Source organism: Centipeda sp. (in: firmicutes), assembly GCF_057271695.1.
Genome location: NZ_DBHIVL010000045.1, coordinates 1 through 18439 on the forward strand (window position 1 = coordinate 1; position 18439 = coordinate 18439).

Here is an 18439-nt window from a genome sequence, read left to right on the forward strand (position 1 = left end):
GTCTGCGGGCGGGAAGGCAGAGAGAGTTTTGCATGACAAGGGGATAAGTGTGCCCTTTTTCTCGAAAATCCCGTTCAAGCGGGAGGTTCGGGGAAGGAAAGAAAGAGATATGGGCATGCTTTTCCACTTTTTGCATGGGAAACTGTAGAACTGATGCCTGTGGATAACGCAAGCCTTGTTATCCGTGTTTTATCAGCGTTTCCCTAAAGCCTTGATCGCGCCAACGAAAAATGCGGTACGAAGTCAAAACAGCTTCGTACCGCATTTTTATATTTCTGCGCCTCTCTTGTGTATATATCTCCACCATACAAACAGCGCAAGTGTAAGGAGGAGCGCACCGCCCATCGGGAAGAGGAAGTGCATTCCGAGATAGGTCGCGACCACGCCGCCGAGGAGCGGCCCCGTGAATCCTCCGACTTGCTGCGCGGCGAAGAGCATGCCGAACACGCTTCCCTTGAGCTGTGCGGGTGTGTGCTGTGCGATGACAGCGTTCAGCGAGGGTTGGATGCCCGCGAGGAAGAGCCCAACACCGAACTGCATCGCGGCGAACGGGATGAGCGTGTCGGGAATGCCCTGCAGGGTGAGCATCGTGCCCGCGAGGGACATCGCAAGGCACATCGCCATGAAGTAGCTGCGCTGCGCCCCGAAGACCCCCCACAGTGGCGCGGCAATCGCGCCCGCAATCCCCCCGAGCGAGAAGACAATGCCCGCGACGAGCACAATGTTTTCCATAGCCCCTGCGAGGTGTTTGATGTAGGTCGTCAGTACGGGCATCAGGATGAACGTCACCATCTGCGCGAGTGTGCTCACAATCATCATCGTGCGCAGAATGGGGATGCGCCAGAGATGCCACGGACTTTTCTCCTCCGTCGTGAGCACTGTGCTGTCCTCGGGCATCGGTGGCTCCTTGATGATGAAGGTGAATGCGAGAAAATTGATGAAGAGAGCCAGTCCGCCGATGTAGAAGCTCATGCGCATACCGAACGCCTCTGCGAGCACACCGCCGAGCAGAGGCCCAACGACGCCGCCCGCCGTCAGCGTGCCCTGCATGATGCCGAGGGAGAACCCGAGCCGCTCACGCGGCGCATAGAGCGTCATGATCGCGAGATCCATCGGCCATAGTCCCGCCGCAAATCCTTGAAAGACGCGTACGAGGACGAGCTGCTCGGGGGAGGTGACGATGCCGCCTAAAAAATAGCTGATCGAGATGAGGAGACTTGCACGCATCGCCATGAGCCGTTTCCCCTTGCGGTCGGCGATGCGTCCCCAGATCGGAGCCATCACCGCCGAGACCAGGAAGGTCACGGAGAATGCCACGCCCGACCAGAGATTGACCGAGGCATCGTCCACGCCGAGCTCGCTCGTCAGATACATCGGCAGGAACGGAATGATCATCGTATAGCTTGCCGACATAAAGAGCACGTTGCACGTCAGCAGCGCGAGCACCGTTTTCCAATTCATGTGCAGCCCCCATTTCCATATATCTGTATTCTACCACGTTTTTGAGAAAAGAAAACCAGTAGAGGAGGGACAAAATACCTAGACGTTGCTTTTCTGAAAATCTTGTGCTATGATAATAAAAACACGGAACACTTCACGTCGTAAACGCGCGCCGGGCTGGCAGCGCCATAGAACACTGCAACACCGTCTGCCGCGCGTCACTTACGGCAGATTTTTTTGAAAGTAAGGATTGCTCATGAAACACATCGTCGTAGACCTTGAGATGAACCCCGTCGCAAAAGAACACAGGGAGATCCGAAGAAAGCTCAACGGAGAGATCATCGAGATCGGTGCGGTGCGCCTGAATGAGAACTTTGAACAGGAGGATGAGTTCCAGTGCTATGTCTGTCCCGAGTACGGGATGGTGAAGAAGCACATCACCGAGCTCACGGGCATCACGCAGGAGAAGGTTGCAGGCCGTCCCGCTTTCTCTGAGAGTTTTCACACGTTTGTCGCGTGGATTGGCGAGGCGGAGACGAAGATCTATTCGTGGAGTATGTCCGACATCAAGCAGCTGCGCAAGGAGTGCCGCCTGAAGCTGCCCGACTTTGATGTGAACTGGCTCGATGTGCGCTGGGTTGACCTGCAGCAGGCATTCGACGATCGTCTTGGACTCCACAACAGTCTCGCGCTGAAGCACGCACTTGGCGCGATGGGGCGCAGATTCGAGGGGAGTCAGCACTCCGCGCTCGCCGATGCGCTCAACACGAGTGCCGTCCTCACCCTCATGCAGGACGACGCGAAATTCCGCGAAACCATGCGTCCCGTCCTCGAGATCCTCGAGCCGAGCGAGGGGCTGTCGAACTCCATCGGCGACCTCTTTCCCGATTTGGAAAAATTGAAGAACAGTCTGTAAGCGAATGAGTGAACCGCCGTACGCGAAAGCGTGCGGCTTTTTCATGCCCAACAAAAAACCGCCCATGTGGGCGGTTTTCAAATCGAGTTGGTGGAGATGAGGAGAATCGAACTCCTGTCCGAAGATAATACTATATGGATTTCTCCGAGCGCAGTCTGTGTATTTTTTTTAGGTGCGACGCCGCCCGCAGACAGGCTGTGACGCACCGATCACGATGGTGTTCCCGTGAGAGTTATCGTGCGATGGCTCTCAGGTATCCCGCGTTTGACCCCTGTCTCCATCCGTGCGGGAGGCAGACGGAAAGGGGCTGGCTTAAGCCGCCAGAGCGTAGTTTTCGTTTGCTTTTATGTTTAATAAAAGTGTTCACCTTACTAACGGGTTGATGACCCCCCGGCTCGCTGTCCACATACTACCCATCCCCGTCGAGACCATTACATCCCCGATAATGGGAGCGTGTGCGCTCATTTGATATAATACCAGATGCCGCGCAGTCTGTCAAATCGTGTTTTTTCTTGCAAGATGGAAAAATTTTTAGTATCATGTAACATGGTTAGAATATGATCGTGTTATAGGGATATAAGGATAAATGTATTTTATCCGCGATTCCCTAGGAGGATAACGCTTGCAAAGAGAGAGAACGCTGGCGTCTCGTGTGGTCTACGATGGCATCGGACTGCACTCGGGGCGGCCGGTACATATGGAACTCGTTCCCGCCGCGACAGGGACTGGGATACAGTTCGCGCGTGCAGATCTGCCGGAGGCACTGCCGGTTGCGGCAACGGCGGCGAATGTGACGGCGACACTCCGTGCGACAACGATCGGTGCGGGTGCACTGAAATTCTTCACGATCGAGCATCTGATGAGTGCACTCCACGTGCATGGCATTGACAACTGTCTTGTCCTGCTCGACGCGGAGGAACCACCCGTGGTGGATGGCAGTGCGCGTACCTTCTTTCGCTTGATTGCGGAGGCGGGCACGGTGGAACAGGATGCCGAGCGGCAGGTGACGGTCATTGACCGCATCTATCGCGTGGATGACGGCAGTCACTTCGTTATGGCACTGCCCTACGACGGACTGCGCGTTTCGTTTACATCGCTGAACGATCATCCGCTGATCGGTGTGCAGTACTACGATATCGAGGTGACACCGGAGGCGTACGAGCGTGAGATTGCGCCCGCGCGGACGATTGCCTACGAGAAGGAGGTCAAGGCGCTGCAGGCAAACGGTCTCGGCCTCGGCGGCTCGCTTGAGACGGTGATTGTCTACAATGATGAGGGATGGATGAACCCGTTGAACTTCCCGAACGAGCTTGTGCGGCACAAGATTCTCGATGTGCTTGGGGACATTCGTCTCGCGGGGATCGTTCGCGGTCATATCATCGCGGTTGCGTCGGGGCACGCGCTGAACACGGCACTGGCGAAACAGATTGCAGAGGAGAGGAAATAGCATGACTTTGGACATCAATGAGATTCAGCAGATTCTTCCGCATCGCCCGCCGATGCTGCTCGTGGATCGGATTACGGAGCTCGTACCGTTTAAATCGGCAACGGGCATCAAGTGTGTGACGATGAACGAACCGTTCTTCCTCGGGCATTTCCCAGGTCATCCGATTATGCCCGGTGTCCTCCTTCTTGAGGGCATGGCGCAGGTGGGCGGTGTGACAATGCTCTATCCCGAGGAGCATCGCGGCAAACTCGCGCTCTTCGGAGGGATGGAGAATGTGAAGTTCAAGCGTCCCGTTGTCCCCGGCGATGTCGTCGTGACAAAGGCGGAAATCCTGCGCGTGCGCGGTGTCTTCGGCGTGCTGCACGCGGATGCCTATGTCGAGGATGAGCTTGTCGCGTCGGCGGATTTCAAATTCGCTCTGAAAAGCGGGGAAGAGCTCTAAAATAGAGTGATCAATGCAGAAAAAAAGGACATAATCCACCGATAGACAGGATTATTCGGCACATACGGCTGTTTTTCCGAGGTGAAAGAAATGCCTTCCTGCCGGATGATATAAGGGAGACACTGTATGTATCAGTGGTTCCCAAGAGGGTGGAATATGTCTGCCCTGAATGCTCAGGGCTGAAGGAGTTGAAATAGATGACAGGCAGCAGCAAGGTTCTTGCCTACATCCATGAGACAGCGGTGGTCGCGCCGACGGCGCGCATCGCGAAGAACGTGGAGATCGGTCCATACGCGGTGATCTCGGATCATGTCCAGATCGGCGAGGGGACGAAGATCGGTCCGCACGTCGTCATCAAGGAGTGGACCCAGATCGGCCGTGACTGCCATATATTCCAAGGGGCGTCCATTGGTGAGGTACCGCAGGATCTGAAGTTCAAGGGCGAGAAGAGCTATACGTTCATTGGCGACCGCACGACGATCCGCGAGTGTGCGACGGTGCACCGCGCGACGGGCGAGGGCGAGGAGACGCGCATCGGCGACGACTGCCTGCTCATGGCATACACGCACATCGCGCACAACTGTATTCTCGGCAACCGGATCATCATGAGCAACGCGGCGATGCTTGCGGGGCACGCAATCGTCGAGGACGGTGTGGTTATCGGCGGCATGGCGGGTGTGCATCAGTTTGTGAAAATTGGGCGCAATGCGATGATCGGCGGCACGTCGAAGCTCGTGCAGGATGTTGTGCCGTTCACGATGGTGGACGGGCATCCTGCGCGTGCCGTGGGGCTCAACAGCGTCGGTATTTCGCGTGCGGGCATCCCGATCGAGGTGCGTCGCCGCATCAAACAGGCATATAAGATTCTCTACCGCTCGGGACTGAATCTCACACAGGCGATTGCGGTCATCGAGCAGGAGGTGGACTCCTGCGAGGAGATCGATCATCTCCTGCGCTTCCTCCGCAACGCGGAGCGTGGAATCTGTCGCGAACGTCATGAGGATGAGTGAGGGATGATGATGGAAAAACTGGGTCTGCTCGCAGGTGTCGGACATCTGCCCGCCGCGTGTGCGCGTGCGGCGCGTGCGCTCGGCTACGAGGTACACGCAATCGCTCTCCTGCCGGACTGCGATCCGGAACTGAAGGACGCAGCGTCGGTCTATTGTGAGATCAGCATTGGTTCGATTGCCTCCATTCTGGCGTATTTGCAGCAGGAAGGCATTGGTAAGGTCACGATGATCGGCAAGGTCACGAAGGAGCTGCTCTTTACGGGGCAGATTCAGCCGGACGAGATGCTGCGCGGGATGCTCATGCAGCTGCCGAATCAGAACGATGATACGATCATGATGATGTTCGTCGGTGCGCTCATGAAGGTCGGCGTGACACCGCTCGATCAGACGGCACTCATCCGTCCGCTGATGCCTTCGGCGGGTGTTCTGACGAGCCGAGAGCCGAGCGATGCGGAGCGTGCGGATATGGAGTATGGGCTTCAGATGGCGCGCGAGATTGGGCGGCTCGATGTGGGGCAGACCGCCGTGGTGAAGAACCGTGCGGTGATGGCTCTCGAGGCGATCGAGGGGACAGATGCGTGCATTCGTCGCGGCGGGCAGCTCGCGGGCGGTGGTGCGGTTGTTGCAAAGGCGGCAAAGCCGCAGCAGGACAGCCGTTTTGATGTGCCGGCGGTCGGGCTTGATACGATCGAGTCGCTCGTCGCGGCAAAGGCGTCCGCGCTCGTGATCGAGGCGGGCAAGACGCTCTTCATCGACAAGGAGCGTGCGATTGCCCTCGCCGAGGCAAACGGCATTACGATTGCTGCGATGTGAGCTTTTGTGTTGTAAATTCGTGGTGCATATCCCACGCGAACGCCTCGTTACGCAAGTGATCGCGTGCTCGTTCGCCTAAATACCGGCGCACTTCTTAAACGCGCTACGCTTGAACGAAAGAAGTACGCCGGGGGCGAGTCGCCCGCTTTCCTCACTTGCTCCACTAGGGTTCGCTTTGGGATATTGCACTGCAATATCCGATGCCGTACGATTCAATCACATTCCACTACATAGAAGGAGGTCTTGCCCACTTGAAAATCATGCTTTCGGCGGGGGAGACCTCCGGCGATCTTCACGGGGCTGCACTTGCGCGTGAGCTGCGTGTGCTCGACCCTGCCGTTTCGATGATCGGCTTCGGTGGCGCAGAGATGGCGGCGGCGGGGGTCGTGCTCCGTCAGAACTACATAGACTATAATGTAATGGGCATTTCGGCGGTGCTATTCAATCTGCGCCGCATTTTTGCCCTCCTCGATGACCTCACACGGCTCATGGAGGAGGAGCGTCCGGATGTGCTCGTCATCATCGACTATCCGGACTTTAACTGGCGGCTCGCTGCGCGGGCAAAAGAGCGGGGAATCCCCGTTTTTTCTTATATTCCGCCCTCTGCATGGGCGTGGCGCAAGGGACGTGCAAAGTCCTGCGCTGCGCTCGCCGATGAGATTGTGGCGATCTTCCCGCATGAACTGCCGCCCTATGAGGATGCGGGGGCGAACATCTCCTTTGTCGGCAATCCGCTGATTGACACGGTGCACGCGGAGATGGGAACAGAGGAGGCGCGGGGTCATTTCGGCATCGGTGCGGACGACATTCCGATTCTGCTCATGCCGGGCAGCCGCCGTGAGGAAATCGAGCGTCTGCTCCCGCCCATGCTCGGCGCGGCCGAGATCTTGGCAGCGTGCGACTCTGCACGACGATTCTTCCTGCCCGTGGCGGGCGGCGTGGATGTCGCGCAGATCGAGAAACATCTTGCGAACTCATCCGTCGCGGTCACGCTCACCCATGACGCACGCTATGCGCTTATGGGCGTTGCGCGTGCGGCAATTGCGGCATCGGGGACGGTCGTCATGGAGGCGGCAATCATGGGGCTGCCCGCTGTCGTTCTCTATCGGATGTCCGCGCTCTCCTACTTCGTCGGGCGGCTGCTCGTTGACGTGTCGCGCTTCTCGCTGCCGAACATTCTCGTCGGAGAGACGTTCGAGACAGAACTTCTACAGGATGCAGTACAGCCGGAACGCATCGCCGAGGTGATGGAGCGGATCATCATGGACGGCGCATCGCGCGACTATGTGACGGAGCGGCTTGCACGCGCGGTTGCTCTGCTCGGTGAGCCGCATGCCGCGCGTCGCGTCGCAGAGAAAATTCTCGCGCTTGCGAGAACTTCTGATCATTTATCCTTCCACTAGGAGAACTATGAAGAATTATACGAGACTGCTCGCCTACATGCGCCCGTACGTCAAAAAACTCGGGCTTGCAATCGTGTTCATCATCCTCGCCTCGGCGGCGAACCTCTATGTCCCGTGGATCATCAAGGACATGATCGACGACGTACTTGCCGATAAGAACATGGCACTCCTCAACGCCATCTGCATCGGCATTGTCGTGATCTTTTTCCTGCGCGGGATTTTTTACTTTGGGCAGTCCTACCTCGTCTCCTACATCGGTCAGAAGGTCATCATCGACGTGCGCGAAGTCATGTTCCGCAAATTCCAGCGGATGCCGCTCGCGTACTATGACCGTCACCAGACGGGCGAGATCATGAGCTATGTCACGAATGATGTCGCGGCGATCCAGTCCGCGCTCGTGGACAACCTCATCGACCTCGTGACCGAGGGCTGTATCCTCATCGGCTCGCTCGTCCTCATGTTCTACCTCGACTGGAAGCTCTCGCTCCTGACCCTCATCGTCATCCCGATGGTCGGGCAGGCGATGAAGACCTTCGGACGCAAGATCAAGAAGTCGAGCAATGTCATTCAGGAGCGTCTTGCCGAGATCACTGCTCTCCTGCAGGAATCGTTCTCCGCGACGCGCGTCGTGAAATCGTTCGTGCGCGAGGACTACGAAATTGATCGCTTTGTGCACAGCAATCAGCGCAATTTTGAAGCGGTGATGAAAAATGTTCAGCAGACGAGTATGCTCACACCGACGGTCGAGTTTCTCGCGGCGATTGCCGTCACGCTCATCGTCTGGTTCGGCGGCTACGAGGTGGTCAACGGTGAGATTACGGCGGGCGCGTTCGTTGCGTTCCTGACCTACGCTGTCAACCTCGCGAATCCCGTCAAGCGTCTCTCGCGCATCTACGGCAACCTGCAAAAGGCGATGGCGGCGGTTGATCGCGTATTTGCCGTGGTCGATCTCGAGGAAAGCATTACGGACAGCCCCAATGCAAAGCCGCTCCCACCTGTCGAGGGACACGTGCAGTTTGACCATGTTGTATTCTCCTACAAGGAGGGGCGGCGTGCGCTCGATGGCGTGTCGCTTGCGGCAGCACCGGGCGAGATGATCGCCTTTGTCGGACCTTCGGGGGCGGGCAAATCGACGATTGCAAACCTCATTCCACGTTTCTATGAGGTGGACAGCGGCACGATCACCGTGGACGGACACGATATCCGCGACGTGACGCTTGCGTCCCTGCGCGGTCAGATCGGCCTTGTGCCGCAGGAGACGATGCTGTTCTCCACGACCATCCGCGAGAATATCCGCTACGGGCGGCTCGATGCGACGGATGCGGAGATCGAGGAGGCGGCACGTGCGGCAAACGCGCACAACTTCATCATGGAGCTCGAGCACGGCTATGATACGCAGATCGGCGAGCGCGGTGTCAGCATCTCGGGCGGACAACGGCAGCGCATTGCGATAGCGCGCGCGATTCTCAAGGATCCGCGCATCCTCATTCTCGATGAGGCGACCTCCGCACTCGATACGGAGAGCGAGAAGATCGTGCAGGCGGCACTCGACAACCTCATGGTCGGGCGTACGAGCTTTGTCATTGCGCACCGCCTTTCAACTGTGTTCAATGCCGACCGCATCTATGTCATTGACGGCGGGCACATTGTGGAGCAGGGGACACATGAGGAGCTGCTCGCAAAGGGCGGGCTCTATCAGCATCTCTATGACATTCAGTTTCGGGGAGAGTGAGCATGAGATTTCTCTACAATCTAGCGGCAATCCTCATCGTCACCATCATCATACCAATCTTTATGCTGCGTGCGACACGCGAGCGCGGCTTTGTCGAGCGCATCAAACAGAGCTTCGGATTCTATCCACAGGACACGATCGACAAGGTGGCGGGAAAAAATGCGATCTGGGTGCACGCGGCATCCGTGGGCGAGATTGTGGCGACGAGTCCGCTCGTCCGCGAGTTCCGCAAAAAGTTCCCCGACAGCCCGATTCTCGTTTCGGTTGTTACGACGGGCGGCTATGAGATGGCGCACCGCATCATCAAGGATGCGGACGCGATTATCTACTTCCCGCTCGACCTGCCCTTCCTCGCCTCGCGCGTTGTCGGGCGCATCCGTCCGCGCGTGTTCCTGCCCGTGGAGACGGAGCTCTGGCCGAACTTCCTCAAGAAGGCAAAGCAACTCGATGTCCCCGTCATGATGGTCAACGGCCGCATCAGCGACCGCAGCGTGAAGCAGTACAAGTATCTGCTCGGTATGCTGCGCGAGATGATCGGGACGGTGAAATGCTTCGCCATGCAGTCGAGCATCGACGCGGACTACATCATGCGTCTCGGCGCACCGCGCGAGCTCGTCACGGTCACGGGCAATACGAAATTTGATCAGGCATATACGAGCGTCAGCTCCGAGGAGCGGGCGGCACTGATTCAGGAGCTCGGTCTCACGGGCGCGAGCCATATCATGATTGCCGGTTCGACCCATCGCGGTGAGGAGGAACTGGTACTCGCGGCATTTGCTGCGGTACGTGAGCGCGACCCGAAGGTGCGGCTCATCATTGCGCCGCGCGAGGTCTTGCGTACGATGGAGGTCGAGCACCTTTGCCGCAAGGCGGGCTTCACCGTCAATACACGCAAAAATCTCCAAAAGGGTGCAGAGGGCGGCGAGGATGTTGTCATCCTCGATACGGTCGGCGAGCTCGGGCGCGTCTATGGGCTCGGTGATGTCATCTACATCGGCGGCAGTCTCATTCCGCACGGTGGGCACAACATCCTCGAACCTGCGGCACACGGCAAGGCAATCATCGTCGGTAACCAGATGTTCAACTTCAAGGACATCCATGCACTCTTTCGCAACCGAAACGCCGTCGTGACGGTTGCGAACGGGGAGGAACTGACGCGCGAGACGCTGTGTCTCTTCGGGGATGCGGCGGAGCGGGAGCGGCTCGAGCGCGAGACGCTCGCCATCATTAATGAGAACAAGGGTGCGTCTGCAAAGTCCGCCCAGATCCTCGTGGATCTGCTCACAGCATACGAGGCACGCCGGGCTCTCCGCGCACAGGAGCGTATCAGCGAACATCGCGTGCGTGCCACGCAGAAGGTCGCGAATTTCCAGACGTACTTCATCGATCTCGTGCACGATAAGGACGTACGCGGTGTTTCGCGTCGTCTTATCATGGGGATTTTCTACGCATTCTCACTCATCTATGAGCAGCTCGTTAATCTGAAGCTCACAATGTATCGCCTCGGGTGGGCGAAGAAGGAGCAGCTGCCCTGCTTCGTCATCAGTCTCGGCAACGTCACGGTTGGCGGAACGGGCAAGACTCCGACGGCGCAGCATCTCGCGCGTGCGATTCACGCGATGGGCTACCGCGTCGCGATTCTCAACCGTGGCTACCGTGCAAAGTGGCGCGGCGACGTCGGCATCGTGTCCGACGGCTGCACGCTCAAGATGGATGCGGAGACGGCGGGCGATGAGGCCTTTATGCTGGCAAAGCACCTGCCGAATGTGCCTGTGCTGATTGGCCCCAAACGAGCGGTTACAGGGCGCTACGCGATTGAGCATTTCGGCGCACAGGTGGCGATTCTTGACGACGGCTACCAGCACTGGCAGCTCGCGCGCGACATGGATATCCTGCTCGTGGATGCGGTGAACGTGTTCGGCAACGACTATCTCCTGCCGCGCGGCACACTGCGCGAGCCGCTGTCCCACATCGACCGTGCGGATGTCTGTCTCATGACGAAGGTCGATCAGGCAGCGCCGGGCGCGATTCAGCACATCTGGGAGACGTTCCGCAGCTACAATCAGGACGGGCTCATCATCGAGAGCATCCATCAGCCGCGCCAATTCGTACGTCTCTCGGATTGGTACGAGGACATCGCCGCGGGCGGTGTGCCCGTCACGGAGATGGAGGGGAAGAAGGTACTCGCCGTCTCGGCGATCGGCAACCCCGCTTCGTTCGAGCAGACGCTTGCCGATCTCGGGGTCGAGATGGTGGAGAGTATGCGCTATCCCGATCACCACGACTACGGCGAGCGCGATATGGCAGAGGTGCTGTACCGCGCGGAGACGCTGGGGGTCGAGGCGATCATCATCACGGAGAAAGACGCGGTGAAGGTGCCGGCGGATGTCGTGCGCGCGAAGTGGCGGATCCCAATGTATGTCATCTCCGTCGAAGTGACGTTCCAAAAGGGGCAGGAGAAGTTCTTCCGCGCGCTCGAGGAGCAGCTTGCGGCGAAGCTGAGACCAGTATCCTAAATATGATTGAGGTGATCGCATGAAAGTTCTCTGTGTTATCCCCGCGCGTTACGCCTCCACGCGTCTGCCGGGCAAACCCCTGCGCGACATCGCAGGAAAGCCCATGATCGTACGCGTCTACGAGCGTGCTGTGCGGGCAAAGCTCGTGCAGGATGTCGTCGTTGCAACGGATGATGAGCGCATTCGCGCCGCTGTCGAGGAGTACGGCGGACGTGCCGTCATGACACGCGTCGACCATGCGACAGGGACGGACCGTCTCGCCGAGGTCGCGGAGAAAATGACGGACTACGACCTCATCATCAACGTGCAGGGGGATGAACCGCTCATCGAACCCTCTGTGATCGATGCACTCGTCGAACCGTTTCTGGCAGATGAACATCTGTCGATGGCGACGGCAAAGACCCTGCTCACGGACGAGGAGGAGATCGTGAACCCGAACAACGTCAAGGTCATTACAGACCTTTCGGGCAACGCTCTCTACTTCTCCCGTGCCCGCATTCCGTATGCGCGGAACGAAGGAGCGAAGGTATACAAACATATTGGCATCTATGCCTATCGTCGAGATTTCTTGCTCAGTTATGCACGCATGGCACAGACCCCACTCGAACGCTCCGAGTCCCTCGAACAGCTGCGTGCGCTCGAAAACGGATGCCGCATTCACGTCATCGAGACAGATGCCGTCTTTATCGGCGTTGATACGGAAGCGGATTTCGCGGCAGTCAACGAGGAATACATAAGACGTGGGATTCATTGACCTTTTCGCGTGAAAATTCTATAATAAATGCAGAACGAGATGAAGCATGAATATAACTCCTGAGAATATACGAAACCTTTGTCAATTGAATGCAATGTATTGGACGGAGCATGTAGGAAAGCGTTTGATTAAGAGGAGCATTTCACCCGATGAAGTCATACAAGTACTGATTCATGGACAGATGATCGAGCATTATGAGGACGACTATCCGTTTCCGAGCTGTTTGATCTTTTCGATGATCGGGGCTCGTCCTCTGCACGTTGTCTGCAGCATAGGGAACGGTCAACTGTTTATCATCACTGCGTATGAGCCTGATTCGACCGAGTGGGATACGACGTTCACAAAGCGCAGAAAGGAAGGTGGAGCGTCATGAAAAAGTGCACATTCTGCAAGGGGACAGCACAGGGAGGACTGTCCACGTTCACGGCAGATTTGGGAGACTGCATTGTCATCATTCGCAATGTCCCCTCCCATATCTGTGAACAGTGTGGGGAGACCTACTACACAACGGAGGTCATGCAGCAGGTGTATCGCATTGTCCAATCCGTTCGCGAAACGATGAGTGAGATTACTGTTGTGAATTATCGTCCTGCCGCTTAGGCGGATGAGTTCGTTGAAAGGAGCCATGAAGATGAACAAAGTGAAGCTGGCGAATTTTGAGATCGGCGGCGGCGAGCCGCTGGTGCTCCTCGCGGGACCGTGTGTCCTTGAGGGGCTCGACCGTTCCCTTTTGATCGGACGCGGCATCAAGGAGATCACGGATCGTCTTGGCATTCCCTATGTGTTCAAGGCATCCTTTGACAAGGCGAACCGCTCCGCCTACCACAGCTTTCGCGGACCGGGGCTCGAGGAGGGGCTGAAGATCCTGAAGGCAATCCGCGATGAACTCCATGTGCCTGTCGTAACGGACATTCATGAAACATCACAGGCGGAGCCTGTGGCAAAGGTCGCGGACATCCTTCAGATTCCCGCCTTTCTCTCGCGTCAGACCGACCTCCTGCACGCGGCAGCACAGACGGGCGCGATCGTCAACGTGAAGAAGGGGCAGTTCCTCTCGCCAAACGATATGCGCAACGTTGTCGACAAGATTCACGAGAGCGGCAGCGACCGCATCCTCCTTACGGAGCGCGGCGAGAGCTTCGGCTACAACAATCTCGTCGTGGATATGCGCTCCTTCCCCATCATGCGCAGCTTCGGCTATCCCGTCATCTTCGACGGCACGCACAGCGTTCAGCTGCCGGGCGGCGCGGGTACGAGCTCGGGCGGTCAGCGCGAGTACGTCGAGTACCTCGTGCGCGCGGCAATCGGCGCAGGCATCGACGGTCTCTTCCTCGAGGTGCATGACAACCCGCCCGAGGCACTGTCGGACGGCGCGAACATGGTCTATTTGGACAAGCTCGAAGAGCTTTTGAAGGATGCCCTCGCCATCTATGAAGTTGTGCGAAAAAAACTGAACTAGGAGAACTACATGGGACAGAGCACGATTCGGGAAAAAGCAATCGAGACCCTGCAGCTTGAAGCGCAGGCGGTTGCACAGCTCGTGGAGCGTATTGACGATGATTTTGAGGCGGCGGTGCGCACGATTTTGGACTGCAAGGCGCGTGTTGTCGTCACAGGCATGGGCAAATCCGGTCACGTCGGGCGCAAGATCGCAGCGACGCTCGCAAGCACGGGCACGCCCTCGTTCTTTATGCACCCGGCAGAGGCATTTCACGGTGACCTTGGCATGGTGACGGCGGATGACATCGTCATTGCCATCTCGAACAGCGGTGAGTCGAACGAGGTCGTGAACATCCTCTCGATCATCCACCGCATCGGCGCACGCATCATTGCCATGTGCGGACGGCGGAAATCCCAACTCGGGCGCAGCGCGGATTTCTACATCGACATCGGTGTGGAGCGTGAGGCGTGTCCGCTGGGGCTTGCACCGACCAGCTCGACGACGGCGACGCTTGCGATGGGCGATGCCATTGCGATGGCACTCATGGAGGCGCGTGACTTCAAAAAGGAGGACTATGCCCTGTTCCACCCGGGCGGCGCGCTCGGGCGCAAGCTGCTCCTCACCGTCGCAAATGTCATGCACACGGGCGAGGAGAACCCCGTCGTCTCGTACCATACGACGGCAAAGGACGCGCTCTTCGTCATGACGGACAAGGGGCTCGGCGCGGTCTCCGTCGTGGATGCGGACGGCAAATTTATCGGGCTTGTCACGGATGGGATCATTCGCCGTGCACTTGCGAAAGACTATACCTTTTTGGACAAGGACGTGGAGAGCATCATGTTTGCAACGCCGCTCACGATTGCGCCTAACAAAATGGCGGCGGCGGCACTCTCCGTCATGGAGAAACACCAGCCGCGCCCCGTCACCGTTCTGCCCGTCGTCGATGATGCGGGTGTACCCGTCGGCATCGTACATCTGACCGATCTTCTGCGGCAGGGGGTTGTGTGATGCCGATTCGGCAGGACGCGATTGCGCGTGCGAAGAAAATCAAATGCGTCATCCTTGATGTGGACGGCGTGCTCACCGACGGGGGCATCTACGTCGCGCCCGACGGGAGTGAGCTCTACAAGCCGTTCTTTGCGCGGGACGGACTTGCGATTACCCTCGCGCACAAGGTGGGGATCGTGCCCGCCATCATCACGGGACGCGCATCGTCCATCGTGGAGAATCGTGCGCGCGAACTGCATATCGACCTTGTCTATCAGGGCAAGCTGGACAAGCGTGCCGCCTATGCGGACATCAAGGCGAAAACGGGGCTGACGGATGAGGAAATCGCCTACATCGGCGATGACCTTGTCGACCTGCCGATCCTGCACATGGTCGGGCTTCCGTGCGCGGTGGGCGATGCCGTGCACGAGGTGAAGGAAGCCGCGCAGATCATTGCGGACGCGCATGGCGGACGCGGGGCAGTGCGCGAGATCTACGAGATCATTTTGAAAACACAGGGACTGTGGGATGAGGTTCTCACGGTCTTTCAGACGGATACCGAAGGTGCTGCGCAGTAGTGCAGAAAGGAGGTGCGGCAGTGCTCTATAATACACTCATGTTTCTCAGTTATCTTGCGTGCCGCACGCCGCGTCCCATTCTGCTCGGCGCAGGGTGGGTGCTCGGCAACCTCTACTATCTGCTGATCCCGAAGATGCGCCGCCGCGCGGTGGAGCACATGATGCCCGCACTCGGCATCTCCGAGACGGAGGCGAAAAGCCTTGTCCGCGCGTCCTTTATCAATATGGCACGCAACGTCCTCGACATTCTCGCGATGCCCATGCTCAGCGAGAGCAATCTCAATGAGTACATCGAGATCGACCATCTGGAGCGGATGCAGGAGGCACTTGCCGAGGGGCGCGGTGTCGTCGTGCTCACGGGTCATGTCGGCTGCTGGGAGTGGCTGTCGGCGGCGTTCACGCTGAACGGCATCCCTGTCAGTGCGATTGCAAAGCCGCAGCCGAACATCGAATACACGCGCGTACTCGACGATCTGCGTGCAACCATCCACGTCGAGATCTTCTCACGCGGGACGAGCGAATTGATTGCGGCAGCGCGCGCCTTGAAGCGCGGACGCCTCCTCGGCTTCCTCGCCGATCAGGACGGCGGTCCCGGCGGTGCGTTCATCGAATTCCTCGGACGCACGGCATCGACCCCGCTCGGCCCTGCCGTCTTTTCGCGCAAGTTCAAAGCACCTGTCGTGCCCGCATTTATCCTGCGTCAGCCGAACGGGAAGCACAAGGTCGTCGTCGGCGAGATCATGCGCTGCCCCGATACGGGGGACAGCGACCGCGATCTCCATGAATTCACCGTGCAGATGACGGCGATTGTCGAGCGGATCATCCGCGAGAATCCGACGCAGTGGATCTGGTTTCAAAAGCGGTGGAACACGCCGCCCGAGCAGCAGAAGACGGGCAAGCATCACGTGTCGGCGGCAGCGAAGGAGGGGGATTGATGGCGCAGAGCAAGTGGATCTATGGCGGCGGTGCCGTCCTCCTCGCTGGTCTGATCGTCTGGGCGGTTACAAGTGTGCCCGAGATCCCGCAGCAAACGGATGAGCCGACAGGCCCGCGCATCATGTCCTATATGGACAACACACTTCACGAGGAGCGCGACGGGCGTACGATCTGGCAGATGACGGCAGAGCAGATGAACGTTGACATCGACACAAATGACACCGGTATGGTCAAAATCGATGGGATATTCTACAGTGATGACGGGCGTACCCTCACGCTGAAGGCGGACGAGGGGCGCATGGACAGCAAGACACGCGACATCGTGCTCACGGGGATGATCGAGGCGAGGACGAGCGACGGCGCAAGCCTGAGGGCAAAGCAGATCAAGTGGACGGCGGCGGATGGCAGTCTTACAGCCGAGGGGGATGCTGAACTCATTCGCGACGATATGCGCGCGACAGGCGACCGCATCGTGAGCACGGATGGCTTTCAGAAGTTCAGCATCTTCGGCAATGCGCGTATAGAAAAGGGTGGGACGAAATGACGAAAAGGAAACTCTATCGGGGCGTTCTCACACTCCTGGCGGCGGGGGCGGTCTGCACGGCAGCAGCTGCGCCCCAACAGGGAAATGAGCCGACGAATCTCACGGCGGATAGCCTTACCTACGACACGCGCACGGGGCTCATCACGGCGGAGACGAACGTCCGCATGGAGCAGGGAACGGGCTACGTTGAGGGCGCACGTGCGACCTACAATACGAAAACAGAGGAGGGCACGATCGAGGGCGGTGTCCGTGCCATGCGCGACGATATGCAGCTCTCCTGTGACCGCCTCTCAGGAGTCGGTCAGGATCATTGGCAGGCGACGGGCAACGTCCACATGGTAAAGGCAGGCCGCACGTTCACAGGGCCTGTCGTCGATTACTACCCATCGCAGAATGAATATGTCCTTGCCGCGAGCGGTGGAACAATGACAAGCGCAGATGGAACGTTCAGTGCAGATCACATTGAGGGCTGGCTGAAGGAGAATCGTTTCATCGGTACGGGCAATGCCCACCTCGTCAGCCCCCCGCGCGATCTCGAGGGCGGCGGCGACCGCGTGGAGTATTTTGGCATGGCGGAGAGGCCGTATGCTGTGCTCGACGGAAATGCGTGGGTATATCAGGGGAACAACATGGCGCACAGCAATCACATGACCGTCTACCTCGCGGACGACGGCAGTGCCGTGACCGAGTGAGGGGGCATCATCTTGCATCTCGAATCCCGCAACCTCATCAAGAAATTCGGCAGCCGCACCGTCGTTGATCGCATCTCCGTCCGCATCGACAAGGGCGAGATTGTCGGTCTCCTAGGACCAAACGGCGCGGGCAAGACCACTACGTTCTACATGATCGTGGGTCTTGAAAAGCCGACGCACGGCGATGTCTATCTCTCTGACATCTGCATCACGGACTATCCCATGTATCGGCGCGCGGAGCTCGGCATCAGCTACCTCACGCAGGAGGCATCCATCTTCCGCAAACTCACCGTCACCGAGAACATCGCAGCGATTCTCGAAACGACGAAGCTCTCAAAGGCGGAGCAGAAGCACAAGCTCGACGGACTGCTCGAGGAGTTCCACATCGGACATGTCCGCGACCGTCGCGGAACGGAACTCTCGGGCGGGGAGCGCCGCCGTGTCGAGATCGCACGCTGCCTCGCACTCGAACCGCAGTTCATCCTGCTCGACGAGCCGTTCGCGGGGGTCGACCCGCTCGCCGTTGCGGATATCCAGGAGATCGTCGAGTACCTGCGTCAGCGCGGTATGGGCATCCTCATCACCGATCACAACGTTCGCGAGACACTCCACATCGTCGACCGTGTCTACCTCCTCAGCGAGGGTAAACTCCTCCTCGAGGGCGACAGCAAAACCATCGCTGAGAGCCCCATTGCGCGGAAATTCTACCTGGGAGAGAATTTTAGCCTTTGAACGGCGAATTGTCAAGTCAAGTGCAACACCTTATTGAAAAAGACTTCATAAGGAGT

General features: G+C 58.2%; 19 protein-coding genes and 1 other RNA gene. 18 read left to right on the forward strand and 2 right to left on the reverse strand.

Going from position 1 to position 18439, the window contains the following annotated elements; all coding sequences use genetic code 11:
* Positions 1-267 precede the first annotated feature (267 nt).
* Positions 268-1461: an MFS transporter gene (locus tag ACO6BQ_RS07925; RefSeq protein WP_489120327.1), complete on the reverse strand. Its 1194-nt coding sequence runs from the start codon at positions 1459-1461 to the stop codon at positions 268-270.
* A 235-nt stretch (positions 1462-1696) separates the two neighbouring features.
* On the opposite strand from ACO6BQ_RS07925, the gene ACO6BQ_RS07930 reads away from it, so the two are divergent.
* Entirely contained in the window at positions 1697-2356 is a 660-nt protein-coding gene (locus tag ACO6BQ_RS07930) for a 3'-5' exonuclease (RefSeq protein WP_489120328.1), read from the forward strand.
* 88 nt (positions 2357-2444) lie between these two features.
* On the opposite strand, the gene ssrA is transcribed toward ACO6BQ_RS07930, so the two are convergent.
* Positions 2445-2797: a transfer-messenger RNA gene (gene ssrA, locus ACO6BQ_RS07935) on the reverse strand.
* Positions 2798-2978: 181 nt separating this feature from the next.
* Between ssrA and lpxC the strand changes: the two genes are divergently transcribed.
* From lpxC to lptB, 17 genes are all read left to right on the forward strand, one after another.
* Positions 2979-3803, forward strand: a complete 825-nt coding sequence (lpxC, locus tag ACO6BQ_RS07940) for a UDP-3-O-acyl-N-acetylglucosamine deacetylase (protein WP_489120329.1) — start codon at positions 2979-2981, stop codon at positions 3801-3803.
* Between the two features lies 1 nt (position 3804).
* Positions 3805-4245 (forward strand): 3-hydroxyacyl-ACP dehydratase FabZ, encoded by a 441-nt coding sequence (gene fabZ, locus ACO6BQ_RS07945; RefSeq protein WP_489120330.1) that lies wholly within the window; start codon positions 3805-3807, stop codon positions 4243-4245.
* Positions 4246-4442: 197 nt separating this feature from the next.
* Positions 4443-5255, forward strand: coding sequence for an acyl-ACP--UDP-N-acetylglucosamine O-acyltransferase (gene lpxA / locus ACO6BQ_RS07950; protein ID WP_489120331.1), 813 nt, complete (start codon positions 4443-4445; stop codon positions 5253-5255).
* 9 nt (positions 5256-5264) lie between these two features.
* Positions 5265-6068: an LpxI family protein gene (locus ACO6BQ_RS07955; protein ID WP_489120344.1), complete on the forward strand. Its 804-nt coding sequence runs from the start codon at positions 5265-5267 to the stop codon at positions 6066-6068.
* A gap of 251 nt (positions 6069-6319) precedes the next feature.
* Complete coding sequence (lpxB, locus tag ACO6BQ_RS07960; RefSeq protein ID WP_489120332.1) at positions 6320-7471, forward strand: lipid-A-disaccharide synthase; 1152 nt, start codon at positions 6320-6322, stop codon at positions 7469-7471.
* Positions 7472-7478: 7 nt separating this feature from the next.
* Positions 7479-9203 carry a lipid A export permease/ATP-binding protein MsbA gene (gene msbA, locus ACO6BQ_RS07965; RefSeq protein ID WP_489120333.1) on the forward strand — a complete coding sequence of 575 codons (1725 nt, stop codon included), beginning with the start codon at positions 7479-7481 and terminating at the stop codon, positions 9201-9203.
* 2 nt (positions 9204-9205) lie between these two features.
* Positions 9206-11719, forward strand: coding sequence for a tetraacyldisaccharide 4'-kinase (lpxK, locus tag ACO6BQ_RS07970; RefSeq protein ID WP_489120334.1), 2514 nt, complete (start codon positions 9206-9208; stop codon positions 11717-11719).
* 19 nt (positions 11720-11738) lie between these two features.
* A complete protein-coding gene (kdsB, locus tag ACO6BQ_RS07975; RefSeq protein ID WP_489120335.1) occupies positions 11739-12473 on the forward strand; it encodes a 3-deoxy-manno-octulosonate cytidylyltransferase in 735 nt (244 codons plus the stop codon).
* Positions 12474-12567: 94 nt separating this feature from the next.
* On the forward strand, positions 12568-12846 hold the full coding sequence (locus tag ACO6BQ_RS07980) for a DUF4258 domain-containing protein (protein ID WP_489120345.1): 279 nt from the start codon (positions 12568-12570) through the stop codon (positions 12844-12846).
* The gene (locus ACO6BQ_RS07985; RefSeq protein WP_489120336.1) at positions 12843-13073 is read left to right on the forward strand and encodes a type II toxin-antitoxin system MqsA family antitoxin; all 231 of its coding nucleotides are present in this window, start codon (positions 12843-12845) and stop codon (positions 13071-13073) included. Before ACO6BQ_RS07980 ends, ACO6BQ_RS07985 begins: the two co-directional genes overlap by 4 nt.
* 31 nt (positions 13074-13104) lie before the next feature.
* A complete protein-coding gene (gene kdsA / locus ACO6BQ_RS07990; protein ID WP_489120337.1) occupies positions 13105-13932 on the forward strand; it encodes a 3-deoxy-8-phosphooctulonate synthase in 828 nt (275 codons plus the stop codon).
* Positions 13933-13941: 9 nt separating this feature from the next.
* A complete protein-coding gene (locus ACO6BQ_RS07995) occupies positions 13942-14922 on the forward strand; it encodes a KpsF/GutQ family sugar-phosphate isomerase (protein ID WP_489120338.1) in 981 nt (326 codons plus the stop codon).
* A complete protein-coding gene (locus ACO6BQ_RS08000) occupies positions 14922-15479 on the forward strand; it encodes a KdsC family phosphatase (protein ID WP_489120339.1) in 558 nt (185 codons plus the stop codon). The genes ACO6BQ_RS07995 and ACO6BQ_RS08000 overlap by 1 nt, the downstream gene beginning before the upstream one ends.
* Before the next feature lie 20 nt (positions 15480-15499).
* Complete coding sequence (locus ACO6BQ_RS08005; protein WP_489120340.1) at positions 15500-16414, forward strand: lysophospholipid acyltransferase family protein; 915 nt, start codon at positions 15500-15502, stop codon at positions 16412-16414.
* Entirely contained in the window at positions 16414-16959 is a 546-nt protein-coding gene (gene lptC, locus ACO6BQ_RS08010; protein WP_489120341.1) for an LPS export ABC transporter periplasmic protein LptC, read from the forward strand. The genes ACO6BQ_RS08005 and lptC (ACO6BQ_RS08010) overlap by 1 nt, the downstream gene beginning before the upstream one ends.
* On the forward strand, positions 16956-17651 hold the full coding sequence (gene lptC / locus ACO6BQ_RS08015; RefSeq protein WP_489120342.1) for an LPS export ABC transporter periplasmic protein LptC: 696 nt from the start codon (positions 16956-16958) through the stop codon (positions 17649-17651). Before lptC (ACO6BQ_RS08010) ends, lptC (ACO6BQ_RS08015) begins: the two co-directional genes overlap by 4 nt.
* A 12-nt stretch (positions 17652-17663) precedes the next feature.
* Positions 17664-18383 (forward strand): LPS export ABC transporter ATP-binding protein, encoded by a 720-nt coding sequence (lptB, locus tag ACO6BQ_RS08020; RefSeq protein WP_489120343.1) that lies wholly within the window; start codon positions 17664-17666, stop codon positions 18381-18383.
* The last annotated feature ends 56 nt before the right edge of the window (positions 18384-18439 follow it).

Bases quoted from the DNA above. Each gene is read 5' to 3' on its own strand.
- ACO6BQ_RS07925 (WP_489120327.1), bottom strand. From the start codon at position 1,461: ATGAATTGGAAAACGGTGCTCGCGCTGCTGACGTGCAACGTGCTCTTT.
- ACO6BQ_RS07930 (WP_489120328.1), top strand. From the start codon at position 1,697: ATGAAACACATCGTCGTAGACCTTGAGATGAACCCCGTCGCAAAAGAA.
- fabZ (WP_489120330.1), top strand. From the start codon at position 3,805: ATGACTTTGGACATCAATGAGATTCAGCAGATTCTTCCGCATCGCCCG.
- lpxA (WP_489120331.1), top strand. From the start codon at position 4,443: ATGACAGGCAGCAGCAAGGTTCTTGCCTACATCCATGAGACAGCGGTG.
- ACO6BQ_RS07955 (WP_489120344.1), top strand. From the start codon at position 5,265: ATGGAAAAACTGGGTCTGCTCGCAGGTGTCGGACATCTGCCCGCCGCG.
- msbA (WP_489120333.1), top strand. From the start codon at position 7,479: ATGAAGAATTATACGAGACTGCTCGCCTACATGCGCCCGTACGTCAAA.
- lpxK (WP_489120334.1), top strand. From the start codon at position 9,206: ATGAGATTTCTCTACAATCTAGCGGCAATCCTCATCGTCACCATCATC.
- kdsB (WP_489120335.1), top strand. From the start codon at position 11,739: ATGAAAGTTCTCTGTGTTATCCCCGCGCGTTACGCCTCCACGCGTCTG.
- ACO6BQ_RS07980 (WP_489120345.1), top strand. From the start codon at position 12,568: ATGTATTGGACGGAGCATGTAGGAAAGCGTTTGATTAAGAGGAGCATT.
- ACO6BQ_RS07985 (WP_489120336.1), top strand. From the start codon at position 12,843: ATGAAAAAGTGCACATTCTGCAAGGGGACAGCACAGGGAGGACTGTCC.
- kdsA (WP_489120337.1), top strand. From the start codon at position 13,105: ATGAACAAAGTGAAGCTGGCGAATTTTGAGATCGGCGGCGGCGAGCCG.
- ACO6BQ_RS07995 (WP_489120338.1), top strand. From the start codon at position 13,942: ATGGGACAGAGCACGATTCGGGAAAAAGCAATCGAGACCCTGCAGCTT.
- ACO6BQ_RS08000 (WP_489120339.1), top strand. From the start codon at position 14,922: ATGCCGATTCGGCAGGACGCGATTGCGCGTGCGAAGAAAATCAAATGC.
- lptC (WP_489120341.1), top strand. From the start codon at position 16,414: ATGGCGCAGAGCAAGTGGATCTATGGCGGCGGTGCCGTCCTCCTCGCT.
- lptC (WP_489120342.1), top strand. From the start codon at position 16,956: ATGACGAAAAGGAAACTCTATCGGGGCGTTCTCACACTCCTGGCGGCG.